We start from the raw sequence: 23,976 nt of genomic DNA, 5'->3' as shown, positions 1-23,976 counted from the left end.
CGTTAACCAGCCCGGGTCCGCAGTTTCTGCGCTGCGGCGGTGTACGGGGGTGCACAGGAGGTGTACACATGGTGCACCCCCCATGTCCCTTGCTTTCATGGTGTTAACGCGCGTCTGCCGCTTTGCAGCGACCAACCGATGCACAGGTGTTGCGCGTACGCTACCCCGTCCGCCCGTCAAAGGCCTTCACGGTGATCCCTTCCGCCTCAAGCGTCCGGCGGACTGACGCTGCGATTTCCACAGCCTCGGGCGTGTCCCCATGGCAGCAAATGGTGTCGATGGGCGTCTCGATCTGCTTGCCGCTGTCGGTGATGATGGCCTGCGCCTTCACCATCTCGACCATCCTTTTGCCTGCGATTTCAGCATCATGGATGATGGCGCCAGGCTTCCGGCGGTCCACCAGTGTGGCGTCGTCATTATAGGCGCGGTCGGCAAAGATCTCGCAGGCGAATGTCGCCCCAATTGACCGTGCCGCGCGCTCTTGGGCTGTAGCGGCCAGCACCATGATGATGGCGCCTGGGTGTGCGGACAGGGCGGCCTCGTAACAGGCGCGGGCCATGTCCTCGTCCTCGGATGTCATGTTGCCCAACGCACCGTGCAGCTTGATGTGACGCACTTGCGCCCCCAGCGCGTTTGCCATTCCCAGCGTCGCACCCACCTGACATCGGATGGAATTTTGAAGCGATTTCAGAGGCATATCAATGCGTCGCCGTCCAAACCCCTGAATGTCAGCAAAGCCGGGATGCGACCCGATGCCGACGCCTTGTTCAAGCGCAATTCTCATGGTTGTCGCCATCACATCCGGGTCACCCGCATGCGCCCCGCAGGCAATATTGGCCGATGTGACAGTGTTCAAAAGGGCCGCGTCATCGCCCATTTTCCAGGGGCCAAAGCTTTCGCCCATATCAGCGTTCAGGTCGACTTCCATATCCTTATCCTCTGTCCAATGGAGCATCGGTGGCGGACACGACGCCGCCGATCAACTGGTAGCTCAACAAGTCTTGTAACGTCGCCGGGTCCCGCACCAAGGGTGTCACGGCCTTGGGCAACGCAGCCCATGTTGCGCGCGCGCGCGCCTCGATTGCAGCGCCATCTTCGAGACTCACAAACTGGAACTGCAAGGCAGCGCCCGCGGGGGCTTGCGCCACCCGGGGCAGATCGCAGGGCAGGACCGTCCCGATACGCGGATAACCCCCGGTCGTCTGACTTTCCGCCATCAAGACAAACGGGGTGCCGTCACCCGTGATCTGAATGTCACCCGGCACGATGACCTCGCTCACGATGCTCAGTGCCTTGGGTGTGGCGAACCCGTCGCCATCACTGTCCATGCGAATACCTTGGCGATTGGCGCGCGGGTCACGGCGAAACGTGGTCGCTTCGAATTTCTCTCGTGTTTCTTTTGCAAAATCAGACGTTTGCATGCTGGGAACGATACGTATCGCACCGCCGTCAAAACGGGTGTCCCGGGGCATTGTAAGGCCAACGTCTCCGCCGCGATCCAACCCGATCGGCAACACATCACCCGCGGTGACCAGTTCGCCCAAGCCGCACGACTGGTGCGTCGCGCGTGATCCAAGCATCTGTTCAGTTTCAAAACCACCGCCGACATGCAGGTATCCATAGGTCCCCGTGCGTGTCGGACCGATGGTCAGAACGCTTGATTTAGCAAGTGCATGGCTGGCGTTCCAGGCAACCGCAGCCCCGTCAACATGTGCCGTCATCTCTGCCCCGGTCAGAGCAATGCGCATGTCCTCGGCCGCCTCGAACGTGCCACCGGTCCCAACCATTTCCAAAACGGCAAGTTCAGGGCTTTGACGCAGCAGCGCGGCCCCCTCATGCACGGCCAACCTGTCTGTGGCACCTCCGCGTGTCAGCCCCTTGGACAGAAATCCAGTGCGGCCAAGGTCCTGTACCGCAACACCCGGACCGACTTGGTGGACATGCAGAGCAATCATCACGCCAACTCCGTGCGGATCGCCCCGCCTGACCCGTCTGTCACGGTGTCTTCGATGCGGGACAGCTCGGTGGCTGAGATGTCTGTGAATTGGACTTCGTCCCCCGGCGCCAATGGAAATGGCGTGTCCCCGCGGGGACGGAAACAGGCAAAGGCTGACTGCCCAACATGTCGCCACCCCGTCGGTGTGTCCTTGGCAAACAGGCATATCTGGCGGACGGCCGCCACCAGCGCCCCGGCAGGGACATTCAACGTCAATTCCTTTTGCCGCGGAATGTTCCAGGCGTCGTCCAGCGTACCGAGATAGGGCTGGCCCGGGGCAAACCCGAGCGTCAGGACACGCAGCCGGGTCGTGGTCAGGTCGCGCAGTGCATCCCGGGTGCTAAGGCCGGCTGTTTCGGCCGCTTCGTCAAATTGCGGCGCCCGCGCGCCGCCGAACACCGCCGGAACGGTCCACAAGGCGCGCCCTTCAGGCAACGCCGCTGCGAACCAATCCCGTGTGGCTAGAATACCCTGTAGCCGATCGAAGATTGCTTGGAACCGATGTTCGGCGAGGTCAATTCTAAAGAAGGCTGATACCAGTGTGCTGCTGCTTTCGGACACTTCCGGCCAGCCCTGTGCATCCACTGCGCCGCGAAAGGCGATGGCGGCGCGGTTGGCCTCATCCGTGGCCGTGTCGCCGAAGGTCACAAGCACTCCATCAAGTCCGACAGAACGGACTTTGGGGCTGTATGCGCTCAGGGTTGTCATGGCGTGCAAGGTAGAGGCTTCATCCTTGGGCGCAACGCTAAAGCGCAGTGCGGAGCCAGCCGTCGTCAAAGGCAATCTGACTGACACCCGCCAGCTTGATGACGCGGTCCAGCTCCGCCTCGAACGCGGCTTGCCGTCCCTTGCCCCAACGCACTTTGCGTTCCGGCCACAGCGCACGCACGCGCAGGACATCGTCGGTACGATGCGCCTTCATATCGACCCGCCCCACAATGCGATCACCTTCCATCAGCGGAAAGACGTAATAGCCATAGGTCCGCTTGGGCTCAGGCACGAAGATCTCGATCCGGTAAGCGAAACCGAACAGGCGCTCAGCCCGTTTTCGGTCGCGCAACGCAGGATCAAACGGGCTGAGGACACGCAGCCGCGATGTCGGAACCTGCTCCAAGGATGGGTCGTCAGGCAGTGTGGGCCACGCATATGCTGGACGGGTTGACCCATCCACGCCGGTCACATGCACTTCTATGATCCGCCCCGAGGCAAGCGCCGATATGCACCAGTCCTTTGCCTCTGCCGGGCTGATGTGATCCCAGAATGCGGCCAACTCACCATGCGTAGCAAAACCCAGCCGGTCCAACGCCTCGCGGCAACACCAGTCGACGGTTTCTTCGGTATCCGGGGCATTCCCGATGGTGCGGGTATCCAGCACCCGTTCAGTCAGGTCATAGTACTTCTGAAATCCTTCGCGCTTGACGACTTGTAAGGCCCCGCTGCGCCAGAGGTATTCAAGGGCTGTCTTGGAGGGATGCCAATCCCACCAACCACCGGATCCGCGTTTTTCGCCCTCACCCACATCGCCGGAACAGCAAGGGCCCTGCTCTCGAATCTGGTCCAGAACAGGCTGAAATTTGGCCTCGAACCCATCGCGACGCCACTCGCTCCACCGTTCGCGCAGGCGGGCGGCGTCCCGTTCGCGGCGCAGGTGCCAGTAAGGATAGAACGATGCGGGGATGACCGCCGCATCGTGTGTCCAGTGTTCGAACAGATTACGGTCGCGTTCATACAGGTTTCTCAGGTTCTTCGGCCGGTATCTCGGCTTACGAGTGAACAGGATCAGATCATGCGCACGCGCAACTGTGTTGATGCTGTCGAGCTGAACAAATCCAAGGCGCGTGATCAGATCAAGCAGGGCATCCCCATGCGCGGGTCCGCCGGGCGTATCAGAGAGGGCATGACGATCCAGAAAGACGCGCCTTGCCTGAGTGTTGGTCAGCGTGAACGGCGTCACGTCCGCAATGCGCGGCGCAATGTATCGCCATAAGAGATGGTTGGCGTCAGCGTGATGTGCTTGGGTGCCGGATCGGCCCCTTCGGCATTCCGATCACGAATGATCTCGGCTGCAGCGCGCCCAATCTCAAGGCGGCAGGCGTCCGTGGTTGCCAATTGGCGTGGAAGCCCTTGCAACAACTCAACGCCATTGAAGCCCGCCAGACCAATCTGCCCGGGCACATCGATCCCTTCGTCCAACAGGTAAAGCAGCCCGCCCGCCCCAATCATGTCATTGGAGTAGTACAGGAAATCGAGGTCCGGGTTCGCATCCAGCATGGCTTTGGTCATCTCGCGCCCCTTAGCCAGCGCAGACCCGCCTTCGTAGAAATCGCGTGCTTCAATCTCAATCCCAGCTTTGGCGAGGCCCTCCGTGAGTCCTTCGAACCGTTTGCGCGCACGGTGGTCGCGCGGCATGGACGTACCCATGAAACCGATGCGCGAATACCCCTGTTTCAGGATGGCTTTGGCGATGTCCAACCCGGCCTGCCGGTGCGAAATGCCGACCATGTTGTCGACTGGGTTGCCATCGGTATCCATGATCTCGACCACTGGGATACCAGCGTTGCGCAGCATGGCCTGCGCCGAATCCGAATGCTCCAATCCCGCAATGATCACGCCCGAAGGACGCCACGACAGCATCTCGTACAGCACGCGCTCTTCCTTGTCGCGCATATAGTCGGTGACGCCGAACACGGGCTGCAACGGGGTGTCTTCCAGGACCTGGTTGATACCGGTCAAAACTTCGGGAAACACCATGTTGCTGAGCGAGGGGATAATGACCGCTACGAGGTTGACGTGTTGAGAGGCCAGCGAGCCAGCGATCTGATTTGGGACATAGCCAAGTGTCTTTGCCGCCGCGAGCACTTTTTTCCGTGTCGTTTCAGACACATCGCCCCTATTGCGCAATACACGGCTGACAGTCATTTCGGACACACCAGACGCAGCGGATACATCGCGCAGCGTCAGCGGGCGGGCAGGGCGATCAGTCAAGGAAGATCCTTTCTATGCTTCCCCTGAGTTACCTTTAAAACTGAACAAGATTCAAGCATTTGGACAACCTGGAGCCTATTGAAACGGGTGACAAGGCGCGTTCGAAACAGTAGTTGAGTCACGCAAGGCCCCGTGGCTCAACTGGATAGAGCAGCCCCCTCCTAAGGGGCAGGTTGCAGGTTCGAATCCTGCCGGGGTCGCCAAAAATACCAATAAATAGTTATTGTTGCGTCGAAGAACGCCTTATCTCATGCATGAATTTGCAGCATCTGTACGGGAACACGTGAAAAACAATGGTATAAATCCGGCACAGTTCGCGGCTCAATATGGGAGGTGCTATCGACGAGATGCAAAGAAAAATCCGGCTCCGCGGCAACCGAAACCAGGATCAAATCTAACGCAAAAGCTCCCAGCTTTCTGGCAGAAGCCACCTTAAAGAGCTACGTGAAATCAACTGGCAATCCGGGCGGTAAGCTGATGTGAAGGTGTGCGGCATAAGTGTTCGGCTTGCACACGAAGACCTCCCTTCCGACATCACGCCCTATCAACTGAAGCGGCTTCTGCGACGATCGAACGTCTGGTTCGGCCTTTCTAAATGGTCCGTCGAGTGCTTGGCATTCGTGATTGAGAGCCGTCAGCCATCGGACTTTTAACGGGGCGAGATCTGCGCTCTTTGACATTCACTGGAGCTGCTTGCACAGATTTTTGGATTGTCGAAGAGAACGATTGGACGGATTGACGTCGAATTGGTTAGTGCAGGTCTGATCAAGCACATTTACCCCGGCCGCAAAATCCGCTCAGATGATCGAGCCAGTGTCGTTATCCAGAGCGCAGGCGGCACTAATCTGGCACCGCTCATTGCGCACGCGGCGCGCATTTATTTGCTGGTCGATCGTCAGCTTGAGAACGGTGAAGAACACAAACGGCTTCCTCATAACCTCCGTCTTGTTCCTGTTGCACTTGGCCAAATGCGGTGGAATTCGCGCCACAAGCGCAGTCTTGGTCGTGGGGGCTTGGCGCAACGAAGTCTCGGGCCAATCAGGACATCGGCCATAGTTCTCGACGCTGCGGCTCGGCTTCGCCAGAGCGATCACTCAAATGTCCAGAGCCATCAGCAAACTTGGTGCCAAGGCTACGCAGACCGGAAGTTCTGGCGATATTCCGACGGTGTTACTCTCAACACTCGCAGGAAGGCACATCGCATACGGTCCTCTTCCTTGAACCCACTCAGCGTGGCGATCTGCTTCAAACTCTTGGAGGATGTCTCCAGCAAATCCTGCGCTCTTTCTATCCGCATCGCCTCAACCGCCTTCGCTGGCGTCTTACCCATTACTTTGGAATAAACACGAGCAAAGTTACGGGCGCTCATTCCAGCCTTTGATGCCAGTGAGCCAACGGACAACTCCGCGCCTAGATTTTCCGACATCCACGCGTGCAATGCCTCGAAACGTCCGAGGCCATCACTGACCTGTCGGCCAAGTGCTGGGCTATATTGCGATTGGCCACCTGAACGAACCATTTGCGCCACCATTGAGCGGGCCATGCTCAAAGCAGAATCGCGCCCCAAGTCCTCGGACACGATCGCCAGCGACATATCGATGCCTGCCGTGATCCCGGCCGATGTCCAAACTCGACCATCCTTAACGAAGATAGGGTCAAGCTCGACCTGCACTTTGGGAAACTCGTCTGCGAGCATCCTACAGTCTTCCCAATGCGTGACGGCGCGCCGCCCGTCCAGCAGCCCAGTCGCCGCAAGGACCAATGCGCCGGAACAAACGGAACAGACACGCTGCGCTCTTTCGCCAAGTACCTTGATCGCTGCGACCAGTTTCGGATCGCGCATACCGGGAATGGCTCCATCACCACCCACGACAACCAGCGTATGTACTGAGCGGTTCAAGAGACATGAGATGGGCTCGCTTGGAATGGAAACGACCGTGTTCGTCTCAATGAGACCGCCGTCGATAGATACCACTACGCATTCGTAGCCATTGCGTTGTGTCAGCGGATCTGGGGCATGAGAGAAGACCTGAAGTGGACCGACCAGATCCAACAGAACGACATCGGGATACACGACAAAGACGACCAACCTCGGGTCGTTCGTTGGTGAATTCAATTTGGCAGTTTTTGCGGTCATGTTGGCATTTCTGCCAAAGACAGAGCGGATAGTCTACGGTCACACGATCTGGAGACGTTGATATGTTGATCCTAAAACCAAATTGCGAATGCTGCGACAAGGACCTACCGGCGGATTCTGAAGGACGCACGCATATGCTCTTTCGAATGTACGTTTTGTGCGGAGTGCGCCGAGAAAAGATTTGCCAACCTCTGCCCGAACTGCGGCGGAAACTTCGTACCACGCCCGGTGCGCCCTATCGGCAAACTGGCAAGGTTTCCTGCGTCTACAAAGCGTTTCACCAAAGCCCACGCTGTTTGTGCAGACCTGCAAGCCTGACAGGAGGAGGCCACAATGACTGACCTAACACACATCCTAAACTGGAGGCGCATCGATATGCGCATCACGACGTCAGGCCAACCTGATGAGGCGCAAATGGTCGACCTCAAATCCCTTGGTGTGACCCACATCATAAACCTGGGCATTCATCACAATGGCAAAGGTGCGCTGACCGATGAACGTGGCACGGTGGCGGAACTGGGCATGGCATACATATACATCCCGGTCGATTTCGAGAATCCAACGGATGCGGATTACCAGGCCTTCAAAGAGGCACTCGCCGCTCATCCAAACGCTAATATTCATGTCCATTGCATCTACAATGCGCGGGTGAGTGCATTTTTCTATCGCTATGCAATCGATGGCTTTGGGTTAACTGTGCCCAAGGCGATGGAAAACATGGAAAGCATCTGGCGGCCGGGAGCAGATTGGGCCGACTTCATCAGAAGCACGGAAGCCGTTGGTCAACCCAATCGCTATGCCGGTGAGGACTATTGAGGCCGTGATTGCCAAACGCAACGCATGTCATTGAATGAGAGGCCCATAGGCGACATTGGGCACGACCCAGACATGCTGCGTTTGTGGCGAGGACCGCGCTCCCGTTGCGATGGCCAGAAACGGTAGATGCCGCATCTATCAAGAACCCGAACGGTAGACGGATGGCGCCTCGTTCCACTGAGTATCGGTGAATGCTGTGGTTCGCGTTACCCATTGTTGCATACGGGAACTCAATCAGGTTCGTAGACGTATCCAATGCCGCGCACGGTTCTGATGATCTTGGGTTTTTCTGGATTGGTTTCCAGTTTTCTGCGCAGTCGCGAGATACGGATATCAATGCTGCGGTCAAAGGGATCCCAGGACCGATCATGCGCTTGCTCCAAGAGCTGATCCCGGTTCAAAACACGTCCTTTGTTCTCAGCGAAAACCTTGAGCAGGCTGTACTCCATCGCGGTCAACTGGACTTCCGTCCCGTCTGGCGCGAGCAGCTTGGCGGCCTCCTTGTCGAGGACGTAATCGCCGAACACCGCGCAGTGGCCGTCGGTTTTTGTGGCTGCTGCACCGCCACTGATGGCTTCGCGGCGCAGGATCGCCTTGATCCGGGCCTCCAGTTCGCGCAGATCCACGGGTTTGCCAAGGTAATCATCCGCTCCCATCTCAAGGCCAATGATACGATCAATGACGTCACCAGCTGCGGTGAGCATGATGACGGGTGTCGTGTCGTTCGGTCGCAAAGACCTTAGAATGGAAAGGCCATCTTCGCGGGGCATGTTGATATCCATGATAATGACATCCACCGGACTGACGGAAAGAACGTCCCGCAATTCGTCACCGCCCGCGGCACCAGACACCTTGTAGCCACGTTTCCCAAGGTATTCCTGGAGCATTTCCCGCAAGTCGATCTCATCGTCGCACACCAGGATATGCGCTCCCTGACTATCCATCCGTCGGTCCTTTGTGATCGGTCAGCAGCCTGTGAACGAGTTCTCTGAGTTCTGCTGGTGACACGGGTTTTTCCAGGTGCGGAAGACCGGAGTCTCGAAGCAAACCAAGCGAGCTTTGTCCCATCGTGTCACCCGTGATGTATGCGGTCCGGCTCAACATCTCGGGAAAATGCGCTTGCAACGCCGCGTATATCTGGCGGCCATCGACGCCGGGCATGTTCAAGTCGCTTAGGAAGACATCATATTCAGTTGCACGGAGACGTTCGAGCGCTTCCTCGCCCGACGAAACAAAGTCAACGGCGAAGCCTTCTTTCCTCAGAATTTCAGCATTCAACTCGCCAACCTCAACCTCATCATCCACGATCAAGGCTCTCATGTCCGCCGGCGCACTGATCTGGTTGGCGGGTTCATCCGTTTGCACATCATCACTTTTGGCTACGGGGAGCATGATGCGAAAACATGTACCGGACGTGCGCGTCTGGTCCAATTCGATCTGCCCGCCATGCGACAGGATGATCCGATGACAGAACGCCAGACCGATGCCTGTTCCTTCGCCGACCTCTTTGGTTGTGAAAAACGGCTCGAAAATACGTGCTCGTATGGCCTCGGGAATGCCGGGGCCGTTGTCGTAAACGATCACTTCGACCATACCTGTGTCCGACTTGAACAAGGCCGACACGTCAATGTGGTCGCCACTTCCAGAGGAAGCCCATGCCTGTTCAGCATTGATGAACAGATTGATGATGACCTGCGTAATCTGATCAGCATCGGCGGCAATGGGAGGCACACCGTCGGGGATGTTGCGCGTAATGCGGATGCCACCTGACATGCTGCCATAGCCGACAACATCCGCGGCGGTTTCAATCACGCTCGCAACATCAACCGATTCAATCTTGCTTGGCTGCTGGCGCGCCATCGCGAGGAATGTCTTGACGATCTTCGCGCATCGCTCAGCGGCGGTTCCGATCTTGTCGATCCTCGTCATTAGGCCGGGGTCCGTGATCTCTTCTTTGAGCATCAGCGAATGGCCGACAACAACGGACAAGGGATTGTTCAACTCATGTGCGACACCGGCAAGCAATTCGCCGAGCGCGGACATCTTTTCATTCTGAAAGAGCAATTCCCGCTGTCTCGACAGCTCTTCTGAAAGCGCCAACTCATCTGTCAGATCGCGTGTATTCGAAACAATGACCTCTTCGCCGTTGAACTCAATGAGACGTGAGGAATCCGCACCCCAAAACTTACGACCATGCGCGTCAACAAACTCCATGCGCCGGTCCTTGAGCATGCCAGCCTGTCGCAGGTCCTTGAGGTAGCTTTCACGTTCGGTCGGGTCTGCGTAGTAGGATTGCGAGTTGTCGGCGGGCCCGAACAGCGCTTTGAGCTCAGGCGTCGAAAACAAAACCTCCCCGGTTTCTGCATGCGTCATGTTGATGGCAGCAGGATAAGCCTCCATCACCTGCCGGATCAGCGCGTCAGCCTCTTTTTGGACTGTGAGATCAATAATGCTCGTGACAATGACTTCCTCGCCCTTGAAATCTATCAGTTGCGAAGAAATGGACGCGGGAAAGATGTGTCCATCAGCATTCCGCAGATCCAGTTTAAAATTATCCACGCGCCCGTCTGCCAAAAGCTCGGTGACAAAGTCTGCGCGTTCTTCGGGGCGGGCATAGTGTTCGCGCGCAGATTTACTAGGGCCAAAAAGATGAAGTGCAGCAGGGCTGCGATAGAGGATTTGCCCGTCACCAATGCGCGCCATGGTCACCACAGCAGCACTGGCATCCAGCACCTTCCTGATCAAAAGGTCTCCGTCGCGCTGCTCGACTTCGGCTTGTTTTTTGGCAGTGATATCTTCACGGGTGACAACAAAGCCGCCGGAACGCGTGGGATGAACGGACACCAAATAGGTCCGCCCATCCGTTTCTCTGAGTTCGAAGTCTTGAATGAATTCGATGCCACCGACCAACCTGTCGGACAGCCATTGCTGTTCGTTTCCCACTGCATCGGCGTAGATACCGCGGCGCGCGGTCTCGCGCATCAAAATTTCCCAGTCCAGACCGGGTTTGAGAAGGTGCGCGACGGCCTTATTCATTTCAGCGTAGCGTTGATTGAACATGACGAGACGTCGGTTTTCATCGTATAGGGCAAACCCTTCCTTGAGAGAGTCGACCGCGTCGCGCAGAAGGTGCTGCGCATTTTCGATATCATCCAGGTCGTTTGCCATGCCGGTCGTCATCCCTGTTGTCTAAGACAGCAGTGTTTCAATGCCATTTCAGATTTCGCGTCTTGTGTTTCAATTGTTTCACAAGCTGCTGCGCCAAGCCAGACGCGCGCCGAAAACCCCATGTTTTATAGGCCGGTAGCCGTCTGGCGCGCAAACTCCGCTATGCAACAAATGAAACACGGCACCACCCATTCAGACATCGCACTGAAACATACGACCACCAGATGCTGTCCATCGACAACGCATTTGGATCAGAACAATGACATTTTCATATCAGCCAATTGATCAAGGCAATGCCGCCGTGGTCGCCTTGCATTCCTCAGCTTCAAGCAGCAGCCAATGGCGCCGACTCGCAGATGACCTGAAAGATCGGTTCAACGTGCATGCGTTTGACCTTCCCGGTTACGGTCGCGCGCCTTTGGCCGGAGATTTCTCTCAGAAGGGCGGCGCATTTTCTGCCATCCCAGTCATCTCGGCCATCGAAAGGATCGGAGGACCGGTGCACCTGGTTGGCCACTCAAATGGGGGCGGCATTGCGATCAAGCTCGCCTTGATGCGCCCGGATCTCGTGAAGAGCCTGACGCTTTATGAACCGGCGGCGTTCCATTTTTTGAAAGGCGGCAACGTTGTGGAGCAACGCCTGTTTGCAAAAATCCAGAGCATCTCAGCACAGGTGAATATCGCCGCGTTGGAAGACGACGTGCCAGCGGGGATGCAGCATTTCCTGGACTTCTGGAATGGCGATGGGTTTTGGGCAGATCTGCCCGATGTTGCCCAGCAACGGTTCGCCGGAATGATCTCTTCAATCATGACGGATTTTGCTCATGGGTTCGCAGAAACCTGGACGCTTTCCGATTTATCCAACCTGTCGATACCGGCCCTGGTCATGACAGGTTTGGATCTCGCCTGACGTCGCACAGCACGTGTCTGTTGCCATCGCAAAGGCATTGCCGAAGGCGCGTATCGCACTGCTGCCGGAACTCGGACACATGGCGCCCATCTTCCAGCCAGAATGGGTCAATTCAAGAATTCTCGAACATGTCGCGAGCGTTGAACGGCCCGCTGCGCCATGCAGGTGGCCAAGCCAAGTGGCTGCATGACGCAAACCCAACGACCGAATGAAACTGCTGGTGGATGGCCAGCTCAACACCCAAAGGAGACGAACGATGGGCACTCAAGTGATGATCGATACCGCAACGGACTACACCGTGATCAAGGCCAAGCAAAATGTGGCTTGGGGATCGGGAGATTACAGCAAGGTTGGCGTAACCCTGCAAATCACCGGTGAGGAGCTTGCCGAAACAATGGATATGGATGCGGACGCGACCGTTCTGGACGTGGCTGCCGGCAATGGCAACGCAACGCTGGCCTTTGCACGCCGCTTTTGCAACGTCACGTCGACGGATTACGTGCCCGAGCTTCTGGATGCGAGCGGCGCGCGTGCAAAAGCGGAGGGCCTGTTTGTCAACTACAAGGTCGCCGATGCAGAGAATTTGCCGTTTGAGGACCAGTCCTTTGATGCAGTCGCATCCACCTTCGGGGTGATGTTCGCACCAAACCAACAGCAATCCGCCGCGGAGCTTCAGCGGGTGGTCAAGATGGGTGGAAAGATCGGGATGGCCAACTGGATGCCTGACAGCTTCATCGGACAGCTGTTCAAGACGATCGGACAGCATGTGCCGCCGCCTGCCGGCGTCAAATCACCCGCGTTGTGGGGCAGTCGGGATTGGCTTGCCCGAACCTTTGGCACCTCGTGCGAGGTATCTTCGTTCCAGTGCAAGAACTTCTTGTTCCGCTACCGCTCTGCCGCGCATTTCATCGACTACTTTCGAATGTTCTATGGCCCGATGCAAAAGGCGTTTGAAGCGCTGGATTCAGAAGGCCAGACAGCCCTACGGGCGGACATCGTGGCGCTTGTCGACAAATTCGACATCTCGACCGGCGAAGCGCTGTGCGTCTCTTCAGAATATGCCGAGGTGGTTCTGGAACGTCATTAAGTCATTGATAAAAACCAAAGCCCCCGAGTGGTTCTGTCGGAGGGCTTCCACCCAGGATCGGCTTGGACCTTGGTTAACTTGCCAAACGAGAATTAGTCATCTTTGTTTGAGGATGAGTATTTTCGACATTTCTTTGCGCGAAAGGATTTTACGATGGCTGAACGCACGCTGTACGAATCGTACGGAGGGTTTTCAAAGGTCAGCAAAATCGTGCTTTCCTTCTATGACAGCCTTCTGGACAACGATGAGATTGGCCCGTTTTTCGACGACGTCGATATGTCTCGGATCGTGGATCACCAGACCAAGTTTATCGCGTCCCTGCTGGGTGGCCCTGCGGCCTATACAGACAAACAACTGCAACAATTACACGCGCATCTGGACATCACCGATGCCCATTTCGACGAGCTTGAAACGCTGCTGCGTGAAACACTGCTCGGGCACGGAATGGCAAGCGACGATGTCGAAACCGTCGTGGCGGAATTCGGCAAACGCCGCCCTTTGATTGTTAGGTGATCCATGACCATTGAAGCGATAAACGAACAACTGCTTCGCGCAATTGGGGTAGGTGTTGCACTTTTGGATCGCAAAACCCTCCAATTCGGATTCCGCAACGATACGTTTGACGAATGGTTTGGTGGCGAAAATCAACCCACCCAGTTGCAACAGCTTTTCCCGGAACTTGATGTCCAAGCGATGTCCGAAAACCTGATTGGGACCGGTCGCCATACATCTGAAATCCGGTTTAAGAAAAAACGCCGGACACTGGTAATCGCCTTGGATTTCACAGTGGCCGAGGGCGATATGCTTGTTCTCGTGTGCCAGAATGTAACGCGCATCAAGGAGCTGGAGTCGATGATTGATTCCTATTCGATGATGGTTGAGCGCAATACGCGAGAAATCAAACGGGAGAAGGAGCAGGTGGAAAAGCTACTGCTCAACATCATGCCCCGCTCTGTCTACGAGGAATACAAGACCTTCGGTGTCGTTACGCCTCAGATGTACGACCCCGTTTCTGTTCTGATGCTCGACTTTGTCGGGTTTACGGACATGGTCGCGTCACAAGATCCGAGTGTGACCGTCACGGAATTGAACGACATCTACAGTGCATTTGATCGCATTGGTGAGCAGTTCGGCTGTGAGCGCATCAAGACAATCGGTGATGCCTACATTACTGTCGCGGGTTTGCCTGATCCTACCCCCGATCACTCAAAGGCAATTGCCAACACGGCCATCCGGTTTGTGCGGTACCTGATGCGGCGCAACCTGAGCCATCCACACCAGTGGCGGTGCCGCATCGGCATTTCCACGGGTTCTGTGGTTGGCTCGGTCGTGGGCATTCAAAAGTACGTCTATGACATCTTTGGCCCTGCGGTGAACCTTGCCTCGCGTCTGCAGGAGTTTTCAGAGCCCATGCAGATTACAGTGCAAGACGCAGTGGCGCATACGATCAAGGATCAGTTCAACCTTGAGAACGTGGGCGCCAGATCCATCCGTGGATTTGGAGAGCAAGATATCTGGCGGCTTTCCGACAACGACTGAAAGCTTTGCGAGACAGCAGTTAGAGTTTTCACATAGCGTGGTGGCGATGCATCAACATTCTGTGGACCCGCCTGCTTTGCGAAATCTGAACTGGCGCAACCACAATAGACCATGTCTTGGGTTTGGCTGGGGCTCTGGGCGTCATGTCTGCGTTGTTGGCGCGCAGCCAAACCGGACATGGTGGATCGTGCATGTTTCCATGCTCAAGACCGCCTTTGCTCTGATGTCGTACACGATCACCGATTATCGCTTCACTGGGACGGAACCACAGCCAGGCGGCAATGTGGCCAACAACCGATCGCCGTCGGCAGGGGTGTTCCCCTGTCGTGCGAGGCATATCAGTCTGGATGTGAGAGAGGTGCAATTCCATGCGCTTGCCCATGCCATTGGCAAGGCCGACTGACACAGCATCCCAGATTTTGCGACGCTCGAGACTTACAATGTGAATCGTGTAACGCCCGTAGATGAATTGTCTGCGGTTTTACTGAACAAGTCCGCCTCTGCAGTAGATGAAATACTGTCCGACAGCGTTGTGTGTGCAGCCCCGCCAACATCGGATTGATCCAGTTGCGCATCCCTTCTGGGCGAGTGTGCCAAGCTGTCGAGTGCGCTTTCGCTTGGTTTTCTGATCCCCTGCGGGATGTTTCAAAACAGCTGATGCTCTTTTGCCAGCAGGGCAGCTTGCGTTCGGTTCGACACGCCGAGTTTTGCGAGCACGTTCTTGACGTGCAGTTTGACCGTAACTTCCTGCACGCCGAGATTGCGTGCGATCTCTTTGTTTGACAGCCCAATGCAGAGTTGTTCCAGCGTTTCCATTTCGCGATCCGACAGGGTGGCAAAGGCACCTGATGGCTTTGCGCGCGTATCACCCGTGCCGAAATCGAATGGAAAATATCGTTCACCCGACAGAATGAACTTGATCGCATTGACCAAGGACACAGCCGTCAGCGACTTCGGGATGAACCCGTGTGCCCCGTTTGCCATCGCGCTATTGGCCACGTCACGATTGGCGACCCCGGACATCAACGCGACCTTGGTTGCAGGGAATTGTCCCCGTGCCTTGTCCAGACCGGCAAGGCCATTCATGCCCGGCATGTTGTAATCTAGTATGAGCAGATCAACCGCATCCAAGCCGCGCATCTTGGTCAGCGCATCATCCAGGCTGGCTGCCGTTTGCACGTGAAAGTCATCAACGGTTTCAAGATACGCGGCGATGGTGTCGCGTACGAGGTCGTGATCGTCAGCAATCAGAATGTTGGGCATGTCTGCAACTCTTTTACTCCCTGCAACTTTTCACCCGAAATCCTGACCAAACCATGACGAAACTATACTTTGGTATAGGTGCCTATGCCAATGCCCTGATGACCTGATCGTCGCGGGTATTTAGGGGTAGGGCACTGGATCATCGAGGAATGAAAATGGTTAAGCGTCACCACTTACGGGCCATCACCTTTTTTTTCGTACTGCTTTTGGGGTGGCACACGTCGGCCATGGCGCAATCCGTTACCGGGTTGCAGATCACCGCGGATGCCACGCAGTCTGATCCGGTCACACTCGAGCTTGCCGATCTTGACGCCTTGCCACAGCAGTCTTTCACGACGTCCACGATCTGGACCGATGGGGCGGTCACCTTTTCGGGTGTGCCGTTGGCTGCTGTGCTGGAGTCCGTTGGCGCAAAAGGTACTGCGGTCGAGATGGTCGCCCTGAATGACTACAAGGTGACCATGCCGCTTGCCCAGCTTGAGGACACCGCACCTATCATCGCCACTCGTATGGATGGCAACGTGATGTCGGTGCGCGATAAGGGGCCATATTGGATCGTGTTTCCATACGACCAGGACCCCAAGTACCAGACCGAGACGATCTATTCGCTCAGTATCTGGCAACTGAACCGGCTCAAGGTCGTGGATTGACAGCACCCAAGCGCATAGGCTGGGATCGACTGAAACGAGGCCACTTATGACGCAAAAGCTGAACCTTTACCGGCTTTCGGTTCTAGCAGGCATTTGCCTGCTCTTTCTTTTGTTGGCTGTGATGGTGACAAGCCTGGTGTCACAGGTCCAGGCCCTGTCCCGCGCCGCGGGGGACAACACGCAGTGGAGCATCTCGCAGATAGACACGGAGTTTGCGAACCTTGATGCTATGCTGACGGATCAGGTCGTTGCAGGAACCTATCCCGAGGATGAGGTGCGATTGCGGATCGACATTGCGTTGAGCCGTCTGAACATCATCAACTCGGGCCGGTCGGCCGAGATCTTTGGCGAAAGCGAGCAGGCCGGCGCGTTGATCGCACCGATCAATGCCTTTGCAGACCAGGCGATTGCCGTACTGGATGCACCGGGGGCACTGGATGATGCGGCTTTAGCCCAATTGCAACGTGACGTGCGGGATGTGAGACCCGCTGTCCGGGATATCGCGTTGTTGGGTATCCGGTTGGGGGCGGAACGGTCCGAGGCACGGCGCGCCCAGTTTGCGAGCCAGCTGATCAGGACTGGCGGTGTCGCCATTGTGCTTCTCATCCTGATGGCCGGCCTGATGGTCGTATTGGACAGGCTGTTGCTGCGTGCGGCCAGGCGCGATGCAGCGCTTTCAGCGTCCTCAAAACAACTGTCGTCGACGGTCGCTGCCTCTCTTGATGCCATCGTCACTGCGGATGTGGAGGGGCGGATCATCGGATTTAATCGCTCTGCCGAACGTGTGTTCGGCTGGCAGCGGGACGAGATAATCGGCCTGACAATGGAAAACACCTTCATTCCACACCGTATGCGGGATGCGCATCATAACGGCATGCGACGTTATCTGAAAACCGGCCAGCCGCGGGTCGTCGATGCCGGGCGGGTGGAACTGGCCGCCTTGCGGAAGTCGGGCGAGGAGTTTCCCGTCGAGTTGAACATTACGACCGCGCAGGACGGAGATAACGTTACGTTCATCGCCTATATCCGCGACATCAGCGAACGAAAGATCAACGAGCAAAAGCTGATTGATGCCCGGGATCGCGCCGAACGCACCGACAAGGCGAAGTCGCAGTTCCTGACGGTAATGAGCCACGAGATGCGCACACCCTTGAACGGTATTCTGGGCGTGCTCGACTTGCTGAAGACAACTGCTCTGAACGATCAACAAACACGCTATGCCAACATCGCAACCTCATCAAGCGAGGTACTGCTGGAGCATGTCAATGAAGCGCTGGACATCACCCGGATTGAAACGGGCAATCTGCAACTGAACCTGCAGGAATTCCGGCTTACCGCTCTGATGCAGGGCGTCATCGACATGTTCGAACCACTGGCGCGGGAAAAGGGGCTGTCGATTATGCTCGACATCGCACCTGCGATGCGTGGGCCGTACAATGCCGATGCAGGGCGCATCCGGCAAATCCTGACCAATCTGATTGGCAACGCGATCAAGTTCACGGAAAAGGGAGGCATCACGGTCGACGTCACCGGAATCCACGGGCCTGATACGTCTTCCCTACGCTTTGCGGTCACCGACACAGGCATTGGTATTGCGCCCGATCAACACGAACAGGTGTTCGAGGACTTCTTTGCCCATGCCGCTGCCGAGGGACGTCAGGCCCGCGGTGATGGTCTGGGCCTGTCTATTTCACGCCGCATTGCCCGCGCCATGGAGGGCGATGTGGCGGTCAAGAGCGTCGCGGGCGAAGGCTCAACCTTTGTTCTTTCTCTGCCCTTGAAACGCAGCGAAGCGGTGTCGGAGAAGGCACCTGCGACGGGCGAGGATGATCGGCCCAGTCACAACGTCTGTTCGGTTCTGATTGTGGAAGACAATTCGATCAATCGCAGTGTGCTAAGCGACATGCTGCATTCGATGGGGCATTCCGTGCAGGAGGCCGTGAACGGCGCTGACGCGATCGAACGCACCAACGCGACCGCGTTCGATATCATCTTTATGGATATCAGCATGCCTGTCATGAACGGTATCGAAGCGACCCGGCATTTGCGGTCTGACGGTGGCAGGAACGCAAACACTTTGATTGTCGGCCTGACGGCCCACGGGCGCGAAGAGTACCGCGAGCAGGCCGTTGATGCAGGCATGGACCGGTTCCATACCAAACCTATTCGGCTGGACGCCCTTCACAGTGTGTTGTCTGAAGTGTCGGCAGGCCCGACCTCCAGACTGGACGGTGTGCAGTACCCCGAAGCGCTGACAGAAATGATTGACCTGCTAGGCCCCGACAAAGTGCGATCCACTGCGGACGCCTTTTTCCGTGAAATGACGAACTTGTTCGACCTCTTGCGCGCGCAGGTCACAATGCCGGATCAGGCCACGCTGGCTGAGGCAGTGCACAGGGCAAAGGGCGCGGCGTCGCTGTTGGGCCAGTCGGATCTAGAAGCGATCCTGTTCGACATGGAAACTCAAGCGCGTGCCGAAGCCTTGCAGGACTACGATTCTTGGGTGCGTCGTCTAGAGGCGGAAAAAGAAACGTCTCAAACCCGGGTGAACGCGGTGTTGCAGCACGCATCTCAGACACCATAAGCACAGGTGCACTATCCTTTGGGATAGTTGTCCTGCTCCAATTCCCCGAGGCCTATACCCCCTCACCCCAGCGCATGGCGCGTCAGGGGCGTAAGTCTTTGTTCATCTTACAACGGGCCGCTTGGAGGGGCCCATCTGAGGGAACAAAGACATGGAATATTCAAAAGACATTATTGTGGTTGGTGGCGACGGTTTTTGTGGTTGGCCCACGGCACTGCACCTGTCGGCACAGGGGCACAACATCACCATCGTCGACAACCTATCGCGCCGTCAAATCGACGCGCAGATGGGGGCGGACAGCTTGACTCCCATCGCATCCATGGAAGATCGCATTGCCGCCTGGAAAGAGCATACCGGTCGGACCATCCGCTTTGAAAACATCGATGTGGCCCGCGACTTTGACGCAGTGACCGCGTTGTTGGCAGCCAGCAAGCCCGACACGATCATCCATTTCGGCGAACAGCGCGCCGCCCCCTATTCGATGAAAGGCGCGAGCGAAAAGCGTTACACGGTCGACAATAACATCTCCGGCACACACAACCTGCTCGCCGCGTCGGTCGAGCTGGGCCTGGACCCACACTTTGTCCATCTGGGGACCATGGGGGTCTACGGCTATGACGATGACGGGTTGGAAATTCCCGAAGGCTACCTGCCTGTCTATGTCCCCGGCGATGACAAGCAGATCATGAAGCGGGACATTCTGTACCCCACAAACCCGGGCAGCGTGTACCACATGACCAAGTCCATGGATCAGCTGCTGTTCCAGTTCTATGCCAAGAATGACCGGCTGCGCATCACGGACCTGCATCAGGGTATTGTTTGGGGGACCCAGACGGAAGAGACCCGCCTTGATGAACGTCTGATCAACCGTTTCGATTATGACGGCGACTATGGCACCGTCCTGAACCGGTTTCTGATGCAGGCGGTGGTTGGTCACCCCTGACGGTGCATGGCACCGGCGGTCAAACCCGCGCGTTCATCCATATTCAGGACACGGTGAAATGCCTTGCCTTGGCCGTTAACAATCCACCCGCCAAGGACGGCAAAGTCGCAATCCTGAACCAGATGACCGAAACCCACACAGTGCGGTCGCTGGCAAAATTGGTGGCAGACGCATCAGGCGCATCCATTGCCTATGTGGACAATCCCCGCAACGAGGCGGCCGAAAATGACCTGCGCGTCTCGAACAAGACCTTTCTCTCTCTGGGTCTGCAACCGGTCACGCTGGCACAGGGCCTGATCGACGAAACGCAGCAGATCGCAGCCAAATACGCCGACCGCTGTATTCGCCGGATGATCCCCTGCGTATCGACATGGACCGACAATCAGCGCCCGGGCGTCGTCCCTCCGAAAGCACGCAAAGCGGCCTGATCAACCCTCTCTCACGCTGCGCCTGCTTGGAGGTGGGCACCGCGTGAGAGGGATATCTCAATTTCAACCAAACGGTGACAGCCATGCGCATGATCGGCATTGGGCTTATGGGTTTTTTGTTGGCAGGCGTTGCCCTCCTGCTTTCAACCATGAACATTCTGGAACAAGGTCAACACATGGTCCGGCAAATCGTAGCCGGACCGCAGCTGGTGTTCGAACATCGCCTGGCGGCATCGGCCCCGGGCAACGACACGGCTGAAATTCTTCGATCCAACCCGGATCACCCCGTGATCCTGGCTGGTTTTCCCGCCTATCAAAGCGTCGCGTTCACCTTCCCCAAAGATGCACGCCCGACGTCCGGATACCTCCAAATCAATGCGACAACTCAGGTTCTGGCCGGGGTGGAAGGGGTGCTGCGCATCTCGATCCACAATACCCGCCGGGGCGAACTGTTGCTGCGTCCGGGCGAGGCGGGACGGTCCCTGCAAATTCCGTTGTCACTGTCGGATTTTGCGGGTGACCAGCTGGTCGTCTCTTTCTCACTGCAAGGCACTGACACCCAACGTCAGTGCGGGCCAGAAGACGGTATCGCCGCCATCGTCGAGATCGAGACGACCAGCGCTCTTCACCTCACATTGAATGAACCGCTTGTCAGTGCCCAAGACCGCGTCCACGCGTGGGGCGATGTGGTGCGGGTGTCGTGGCCTGCGTGGCTTCAACAGGACGAACAGTTGCGCCGTCTGTTGCTGGGCGTGGATGCAAAGCGGCATGGTTTGCGCACCCTTTTTCTGGCGGCAGGCGAAGAGGACGCACTGACTACGGTTGCCCTGCGCGAGGTGTTGGCGACTGTTTCCGGCGCTTCTGCACCCACCGTGGACGATCCCCAAGCCTTGGCGCAGAGCGGTGTGAATGCTGGTGTGCGCAGGTTTCATCACGCCACCTCATGGCGCGCACGCTACTCGCTCGAAGACGGTGGCAAGCAGCGCATTCCGGCTTACCTGGATGTACGACTGGCTCTTGGCGATCTTTTCGGCGATCACCTGTGGTCACTTACGGTGACACTGAACAATCGCTTGCTTCTGCAGGACAGCTTCAAGTCAAAGCAAAGGGAATACGAGGCCCGCATCGATCTGCCAGCGGACTGGCAAGGTGCGCACAACCAGATTGAGATCGTCGCCACCACTAACGCCGAGCGGAACGGTGTGTGCGATCAAGGTCCCGAGTTGGTGGCAGAGATGCTGCCGGAAACGCAATTGGTGCGAGGCGAAGATGTTTACGCAGGACCGATTGATGACCTGCGCGCAGTTCTTGGAGCACTGGATCCGATCTATGTTTCTTTGACGGCGTCGCTGACTGCAACGCAAGCAGAACAGATTGCCGGTTGGTTGGCGCAGATCGCGCCGCCATCCGCCACTCTAAAACCCGCGCAGCAGACGGCGCATATTGTCATTGTGAACCCTGGTGACATGCACCCATCCTTGCCAGAGAGCGGATCAGTATGGGTTCTGATCCAAGGCGCTGACACTGGCACCGTCGATCTGCGCCCTTTGCAACCGGGCCAAGGTTTGCCCGCAACACGCGCCTTTTTGCTGATCGCCCCGGCTGGCATCGAAATTGGCGGGGTGGCGTCATGACCACCGCCGACGACAAGCGCGAACAGATCAACTACATCTCGGTCGACAGTGCGCCGAAGCGGTTCGCGGGCCCTGTTTCCGTCTGGCAGGCGCCACGCATGCTGGCCGTTTTTACCGTGTTGGCTGCGGTTCAGCTTTGGCTGATCAACACCGACACGGTTGCCCAGATCTTTCCAAACCATGACTACGTCTTTTCCCAGCATACCGGTCGCCATGCCATCGCGATCCGCATCTTCCTGATTTCGTTCTTCGCAGCCTTTGCCGCTTTCAGTTCTGGCGGTGCACGTGGCCGTATACTCTTCGGACTAGACATGACGCTGACCTTTTTGGCTGGTTGTGCCGTGTTCGATTTGGCCAATGCGACCGCGCACCATCTGATCGGATCGTCTTTGTCGCTGCATTTCAGCGCGATCACGTCAGGTTTGTTCGGCTTTGCCGTCTATTCCTTCAAGCTGCTGGAGCGCGGGTTCATGCCGGCCCGCATCCGGATCGAACATATACCCGTCAGCCAGCTCAGGGCGTTTGTCCGCCTTGGCGTGACCATCGTGATCGCGGCTGGCGTCGCCATCTGGGTGGGCGGGATGGACCTTTACCTTGTGCAATTGATGCGCGACTGGACTCTGTTGGGCGGGATCGGCCCGGGCGTTTTCCTGTTCCTGCCTGTGCTCTTCGGGCAGCTTTATCTGCTGGCAATCTACGACGTGCTGACGGCCAAGACGCCAGAGTTCAAGCCGCCCGTGTCGGTCATCGTGCCTGCACACAACGAAAGCTACATCATCCGCGACACGATCAACGCCATGGACCGCGCGGCTACCCACTACGGTGGTGACGTTCACATCCTGATCATGAACAACAACTCTACCGACGACACCGAAGAGATTGCTCGTGAAACGCTGGCGGCCTGCAAAGCCGCTAAGGGGCGTGTAATCAATGTGCCCAAACCCGGAAAGTCCAACGCGCTGAATGCAGGGCTTGATGCATGCGAAACCGAGTTTCTGGTGCGCGTCGATGCAGACACACTGGTGGGCGAAGACAATTTCACCCGGGCCATGCCGTATTTCACGGATCCAAGCGTCGGTGTCGTGGGGGTGTACCCGTGCCCCCGGGGGGCGCTCTTTTTGATCGGGCCCGCTTGCTCGAAGTACTGGTCAAACATGGCTTCTATTCCGTGGCAATGGGTGCTGTGAACGGCGTCGTAGGCATCCCTGGCATGTTCGTGGTCTACCGCACGCATCATCCCCGATACCTCGGTGGTTTCGTCGAAGGGATGAACGGCGAAGACACCGATATCTCGCTGCGCATTGGCGAATTGGGCTTTCACTCGGTGGTGGACCCCAAACTGCGCTACGTGTCCGAGGTCCCGTCGTCCTACAGCCACATGCGTGAACAACGGATGCGGTGGTTTCGGTCGATTTACCACATCTCATCGCGATGCCGGGACCTGATCTACGGCGGCGGCAAAACACTGCGCGGCAAGGTCATACTGCCTTACATGCTGATCAATTCAGCCCGGCGGGCCATGCTGGTGCCGTTGATCATATTTGGCAGCCTCGAATGGGGCTTGGGCTTCAACGCCATGAGCCCAATTGTGTGGCAATCCATCGTGGCCGTTACTACGGGCGCCCCAGCGATCATGGCAGTCGTGGCCTCGCTGTTGAACGGCGTTCCGAAGGGCATCTTCGCCTTGCCAGAGTACCTGATGTTCCGCGTCCTACGCGCCTATTTCACTCTCGAGTCGATGCTCAGCATCCTGATCGATGTCCGCGCCGAAGACCTCGAACGTGTCATCCGTCTCGACATCGTACCGGACAAACCCATTCGCGTGGCCTGACGGCC

General features: G+C 57.1%; 22 protein-coding genes, 1 tRNA gene and 1 pseudogene. 14 read left to right on the top strand and 10 right to left on the bottom strand.

Translation table 11 applies throughout. The annotated features are described in order from the left end of the window. Positions 1 to 160: 160 nt before the first annotated feature. Genes ACZ1HN_RS23025 through ACZ1HN_RS23005 form a run of 5 tightly spaced genes read right to left on the bottom strand, consistent with a single transcriptional unit; the run spans position 161 to position 4,981 of the window. A complete protein-coding gene (locus tag ACZ1HN_RS23025; RefSeq protein ID WP_472729173.1) occupies positions 161 to 928 on the bottom strand; it encodes a LamB/YcsF family protein in 768 nt (255 codons plus the stop codon). A gap of 4 nt (positions 929 to 932) precedes the next feature. Continuing rightward, positions 933 to 1,955: a 5-oxoprolinase subunit C family protein gene (locus ACZ1HN_RS23020; protein WP_472729374.1), complete on the bottom strand. Its 1,023-nt coding sequence runs from the start codon at positions 1,953 to 1,955 to the stop codon at positions 933 to 935. Beyond that, a complete protein-coding gene (locus tag ACZ1HN_RS23015; protein WP_472729172.1) occupies positions 1,955 to 2,704 on the bottom strand; it encodes a 5-oxoprolinase subunit B family protein in 750 nt (249 codons plus the stop codon). Before ACZ1HN_RS23015 ends, ACZ1HN_RS23020 begins: the two co-directional genes overlap by 1 nt. Positions 2,705 to 2,741: 37 nt before the next feature. Then, positions 2,742 to 3,950 carry a winged helix-turn-helix domain-containing protein gene (locus ACZ1HN_RS23010; RefSeq protein ID WP_472729171.1) on the bottom strand — a complete coding sequence of 403 codons (1,209 nt, stop codon included), beginning with the start codon at positions 3,948 to 3,950 and terminating at the stop codon, positions 2,742 to 2,744. Continuing rightward, positions 3,947 to 4,981 (bottom strand): LacI family DNA-binding transcriptional regulator, encoded by a 1,035-nt coding sequence (locus tag ACZ1HN_RS23005; RefSeq protein WP_299209563.1) that lies wholly within the window; start codon positions 4,979 to 4,981, stop codon positions 3,947 to 3,949. The genes ACZ1HN_RS23010 and ACZ1HN_RS23005 overlap by 4 nt, the downstream gene beginning before the upstream one ends. Positions 4,982 to 5,107: 126 nt before the next feature. Between ACZ1HN_RS23005 and ACZ1HN_RS23000 the strand changes: the two genes are divergently transcribed. Beyond that, a tRNA-Arg gene (locus ACZ1HN_RS23000) sits at positions 5,108 to 5,184 on the top strand. A gap of 594 nt (positions 5,185 to 5,778) precedes the next feature. Here the strand turns inward: ACZ1HN_RS23000 and ACZ1HN_RS22995 are convergent. Together ACZ1HN_RS22995 and ACZ1HN_RS22990 are read right to left on the bottom strand one after the other, a co-directional pair. Beyond that, a complete protein-coding gene (locus ACZ1HN_RS22995; protein ID WP_472729170.1) occupies positions 5,779 to 5,916 on the bottom strand; it encodes a hypothetical protein in 138 nt (45 codons plus the stop codon). Positions 5,917 to 6,113: 197 nt separating this feature from the next. Next, positions 6,114 to 7,118: a GlxA family transcriptional regulator gene (locus ACZ1HN_RS22990; RefSeq protein ID WP_472729169.1), complete on the bottom strand. Its 1,005-nt coding sequence runs from the start codon at positions 7,116 to 7,118 to the stop codon at positions 6,114 to 6,116. 81 nt (positions 7,119 to 7,199) lie between these two features. On the opposite strand from ACZ1HN_RS22990, the gene ACZ1HN_RS22985 reads away from it, so the two are divergent. Together ACZ1HN_RS22985 and ACZ1HN_RS22980 are read left to right on the top strand one after the other, a co-directional pair. Next, positions 7,200 to 7,436 carry a DUF1272 domain-containing protein gene (locus ACZ1HN_RS22985; protein WP_472729373.1) on the top strand — a complete coding sequence of 79 codons (237 nt, stop codon included), beginning with the start codon at positions 7,200 to 7,202 and terminating at the stop codon, positions 7,434 to 7,436. Positions 7,437 to 7,451: 15 nt separating this feature from the next. Then, a complete protein-coding gene (locus tag ACZ1HN_RS22980) occupies positions 7,452 to 7,934 on the top strand; it encodes a protein tyrosine phosphatase family protein (RefSeq protein WP_299600051.1) in 483 nt (160 codons plus the stop codon). Between the two features lie 230 nt (positions 7,935 to 8,164). On the opposite strand, the gene ACZ1HN_RS22975 is transcribed toward ACZ1HN_RS22980, so the two are convergent. Together ACZ1HN_RS22975 and ACZ1HN_RS22970 are read right to left on the bottom strand one after the other, a co-directional pair. After that, positions 8,165 to 8,878, bottom strand: a complete 714-nt coding sequence (locus ACZ1HN_RS22975; RefSeq protein ID WP_472729168.1) for a response regulator — start codon at positions 8,876 to 8,878, stop codon at positions 8,165 to 8,167. Further along, positions 8,871 to 11,102, bottom strand: coding sequence for a hybrid sensor histidine kinase/response regulator (locus tag ACZ1HN_RS22970; protein ID WP_472729167.1), 2,232 nt, complete (start codon positions 11,100 to 11,102; stop codon positions 8,871 to 8,873). The genes ACZ1HN_RS22975 and ACZ1HN_RS22970 overlap by 8 nt, the downstream gene beginning before the upstream one ends. A 301-nt stretch (positions 11,103 to 11,403) precedes the next feature. Here ACZ1HN_RS22970 and ACZ1HN_RS22965 point away from each other — a divergent pair, with 301 nt between their 5' ends. The 5 genes from ACZ1HN_RS22965 to ACZ1HN_RS22945 all read left to right on the top strand — a co-directional run bounded on the left by ACZ1HN_RS22965 (position 11,404) and on the right by ACZ1HN_RS22945 (position 15,041). After that, the gene (locus ACZ1HN_RS22965) at positions 11,404 to 12,012 is read left to right on the top strand and encodes an alpha/beta hydrolase (protein ID WP_472729166.1); all 609 of its coding nucleotides are present in this window, start codon (positions 11,404 to 11,406) and stop codon (positions 12,010 to 12,012) included. A 256-nt stretch (positions 12,013 to 12,268) separates the two neighbouring features. Beyond that, entirely contained in the window at positions 12,269 to 13,099 is an 831-nt protein-coding gene (locus tag ACZ1HN_RS22960; protein WP_472729165.1) for a class I SAM-dependent methyltransferase, read from the top strand. 153 nt (positions 13,100 to 13,252) lie between these two features. Further along, positions 13,253 to 13,612, top strand: coding sequence for a group I truncated hemoglobin (locus ACZ1HN_RS22955; protein WP_472729164.1), 360 nt, complete (start codon positions 13,253 to 13,255; stop codon positions 13,610 to 13,612). Between the two features lie 3 nt (positions 13,613 to 13,615). Beyond that, positions 13,616 to 14,638 carry an adenylate/guanylate cyclase domain-containing protein gene (locus ACZ1HN_RS22950; RefSeq protein ID WP_472729163.1) on the top strand — a complete coding sequence of 341 codons (1,023 nt, stop codon included), beginning with the start codon at positions 13,616 to 13,618 and terminating at the stop codon, positions 14,636 to 14,638. A gap of 46 nt (positions 14,639 to 14,684) precedes the next feature. After that, positions 14,685 to 15,041, top strand: a complete 357-nt coding sequence (locus tag ACZ1HN_RS22945; protein ID WP_472729372.1) for a CoA transferase — start codon at positions 14,685 to 14,687, stop codon at positions 15,039 to 15,041. A gap of 242 nt (positions 15,042 to 15,283) precedes the next feature. Here ACZ1HN_RS22945 and ACZ1HN_RS22940 read toward each other — a convergent pair whose 3' ends face one another. After that, a complete protein-coding gene (locus ACZ1HN_RS22940) occupies positions 15,284 to 15,901 on the bottom strand; it encodes a response regulator transcription factor (protein ID WP_299207956.1) in 618 nt (205 codons plus the stop codon). 155 nt (positions 15,902 to 16,056) lie between these two features. Here ACZ1HN_RS22940 and ACZ1HN_RS22935 point away from each other — a divergent pair, with 155 nt between their 5' ends. The 6 genes and pseudogenes from ACZ1HN_RS22935 to ACZ1HN_RS22910 all read left to right on the top strand — a co-directional run bounded on the left by ACZ1HN_RS22935 (position 16,057) and on the right by ACZ1HN_RS22910 (position 23,971). Then, positions 16,057 to 16,551, top strand: a complete 495-nt coding sequence (locus ACZ1HN_RS22935; RefSeq protein WP_472729162.1) for a putative pterin-binding protein — start codon at positions 16,057 to 16,059, stop codon at positions 16,549 to 16,551. A gap of 46 nt (positions 16,552 to 16,597) precedes the next feature. Further along, positions 16,598 to 19,135, top strand: coding sequence for a hybrid sensor histidine kinase/response regulator (locus ACZ1HN_RS22930; RefSeq protein ID WP_472729161.1), 2,538 nt, complete (start codon positions 16,598 to 16,600; stop codon positions 19,133 to 19,135). Between the two features lie 151 nt (positions 19,136 to 19,286). Next, a pseudogene (locus ACZ1HN_RS22925) lies at positions 19,287 to 20,506 on the top strand (NAD-dependent epimerase/dehydratase family protein). 83 nt (positions 20,507 to 20,589) lie between these two features. Beyond that, complete coding sequence (locus ACZ1HN_RS22920) at positions 20,590 to 22,140, top strand: hypothetical protein (RefSeq protein ID WP_472729160.1); 1,551 nt, start codon at positions 20,590 to 20,592, stop codon at positions 22,138 to 22,140. Continuing rightward, on the top strand, positions 22,137 to 23,327 hold the full coding sequence (locus tag ACZ1HN_RS22915) for a glycosyltransferase family 2 protein (RefSeq protein WP_472729159.1): 1,191 nt from the start codon (positions 22,137 to 22,139) through the stop codon (positions 23,325 to 23,327). The genes ACZ1HN_RS22920 and ACZ1HN_RS22915 overlap by 4 nt, the downstream gene beginning before the upstream one ends. After that, positions 23,315 to 23,971 carry a glycosyltransferase family 2 protein gene (locus ACZ1HN_RS22910; protein ID WP_472729371.1) on the top strand — a complete coding sequence of 219 codons (657 nt, stop codon included), beginning with the start codon at positions 23,315 to 23,317 and terminating at the stop codon, positions 23,969 to 23,971. The genes ACZ1HN_RS22915 and ACZ1HN_RS22910 overlap by 13 nt, the downstream gene beginning before the upstream one ends. Positions 23,972 to 23,976 lie beyond the last annotated feature (5 nt).

Source organism: Tateyamaria sp. GN1-10, from assembly GCF_055693845.1.
This window is presented reverse-complemented; position numbering and strand designations above follow the sequence as displayed.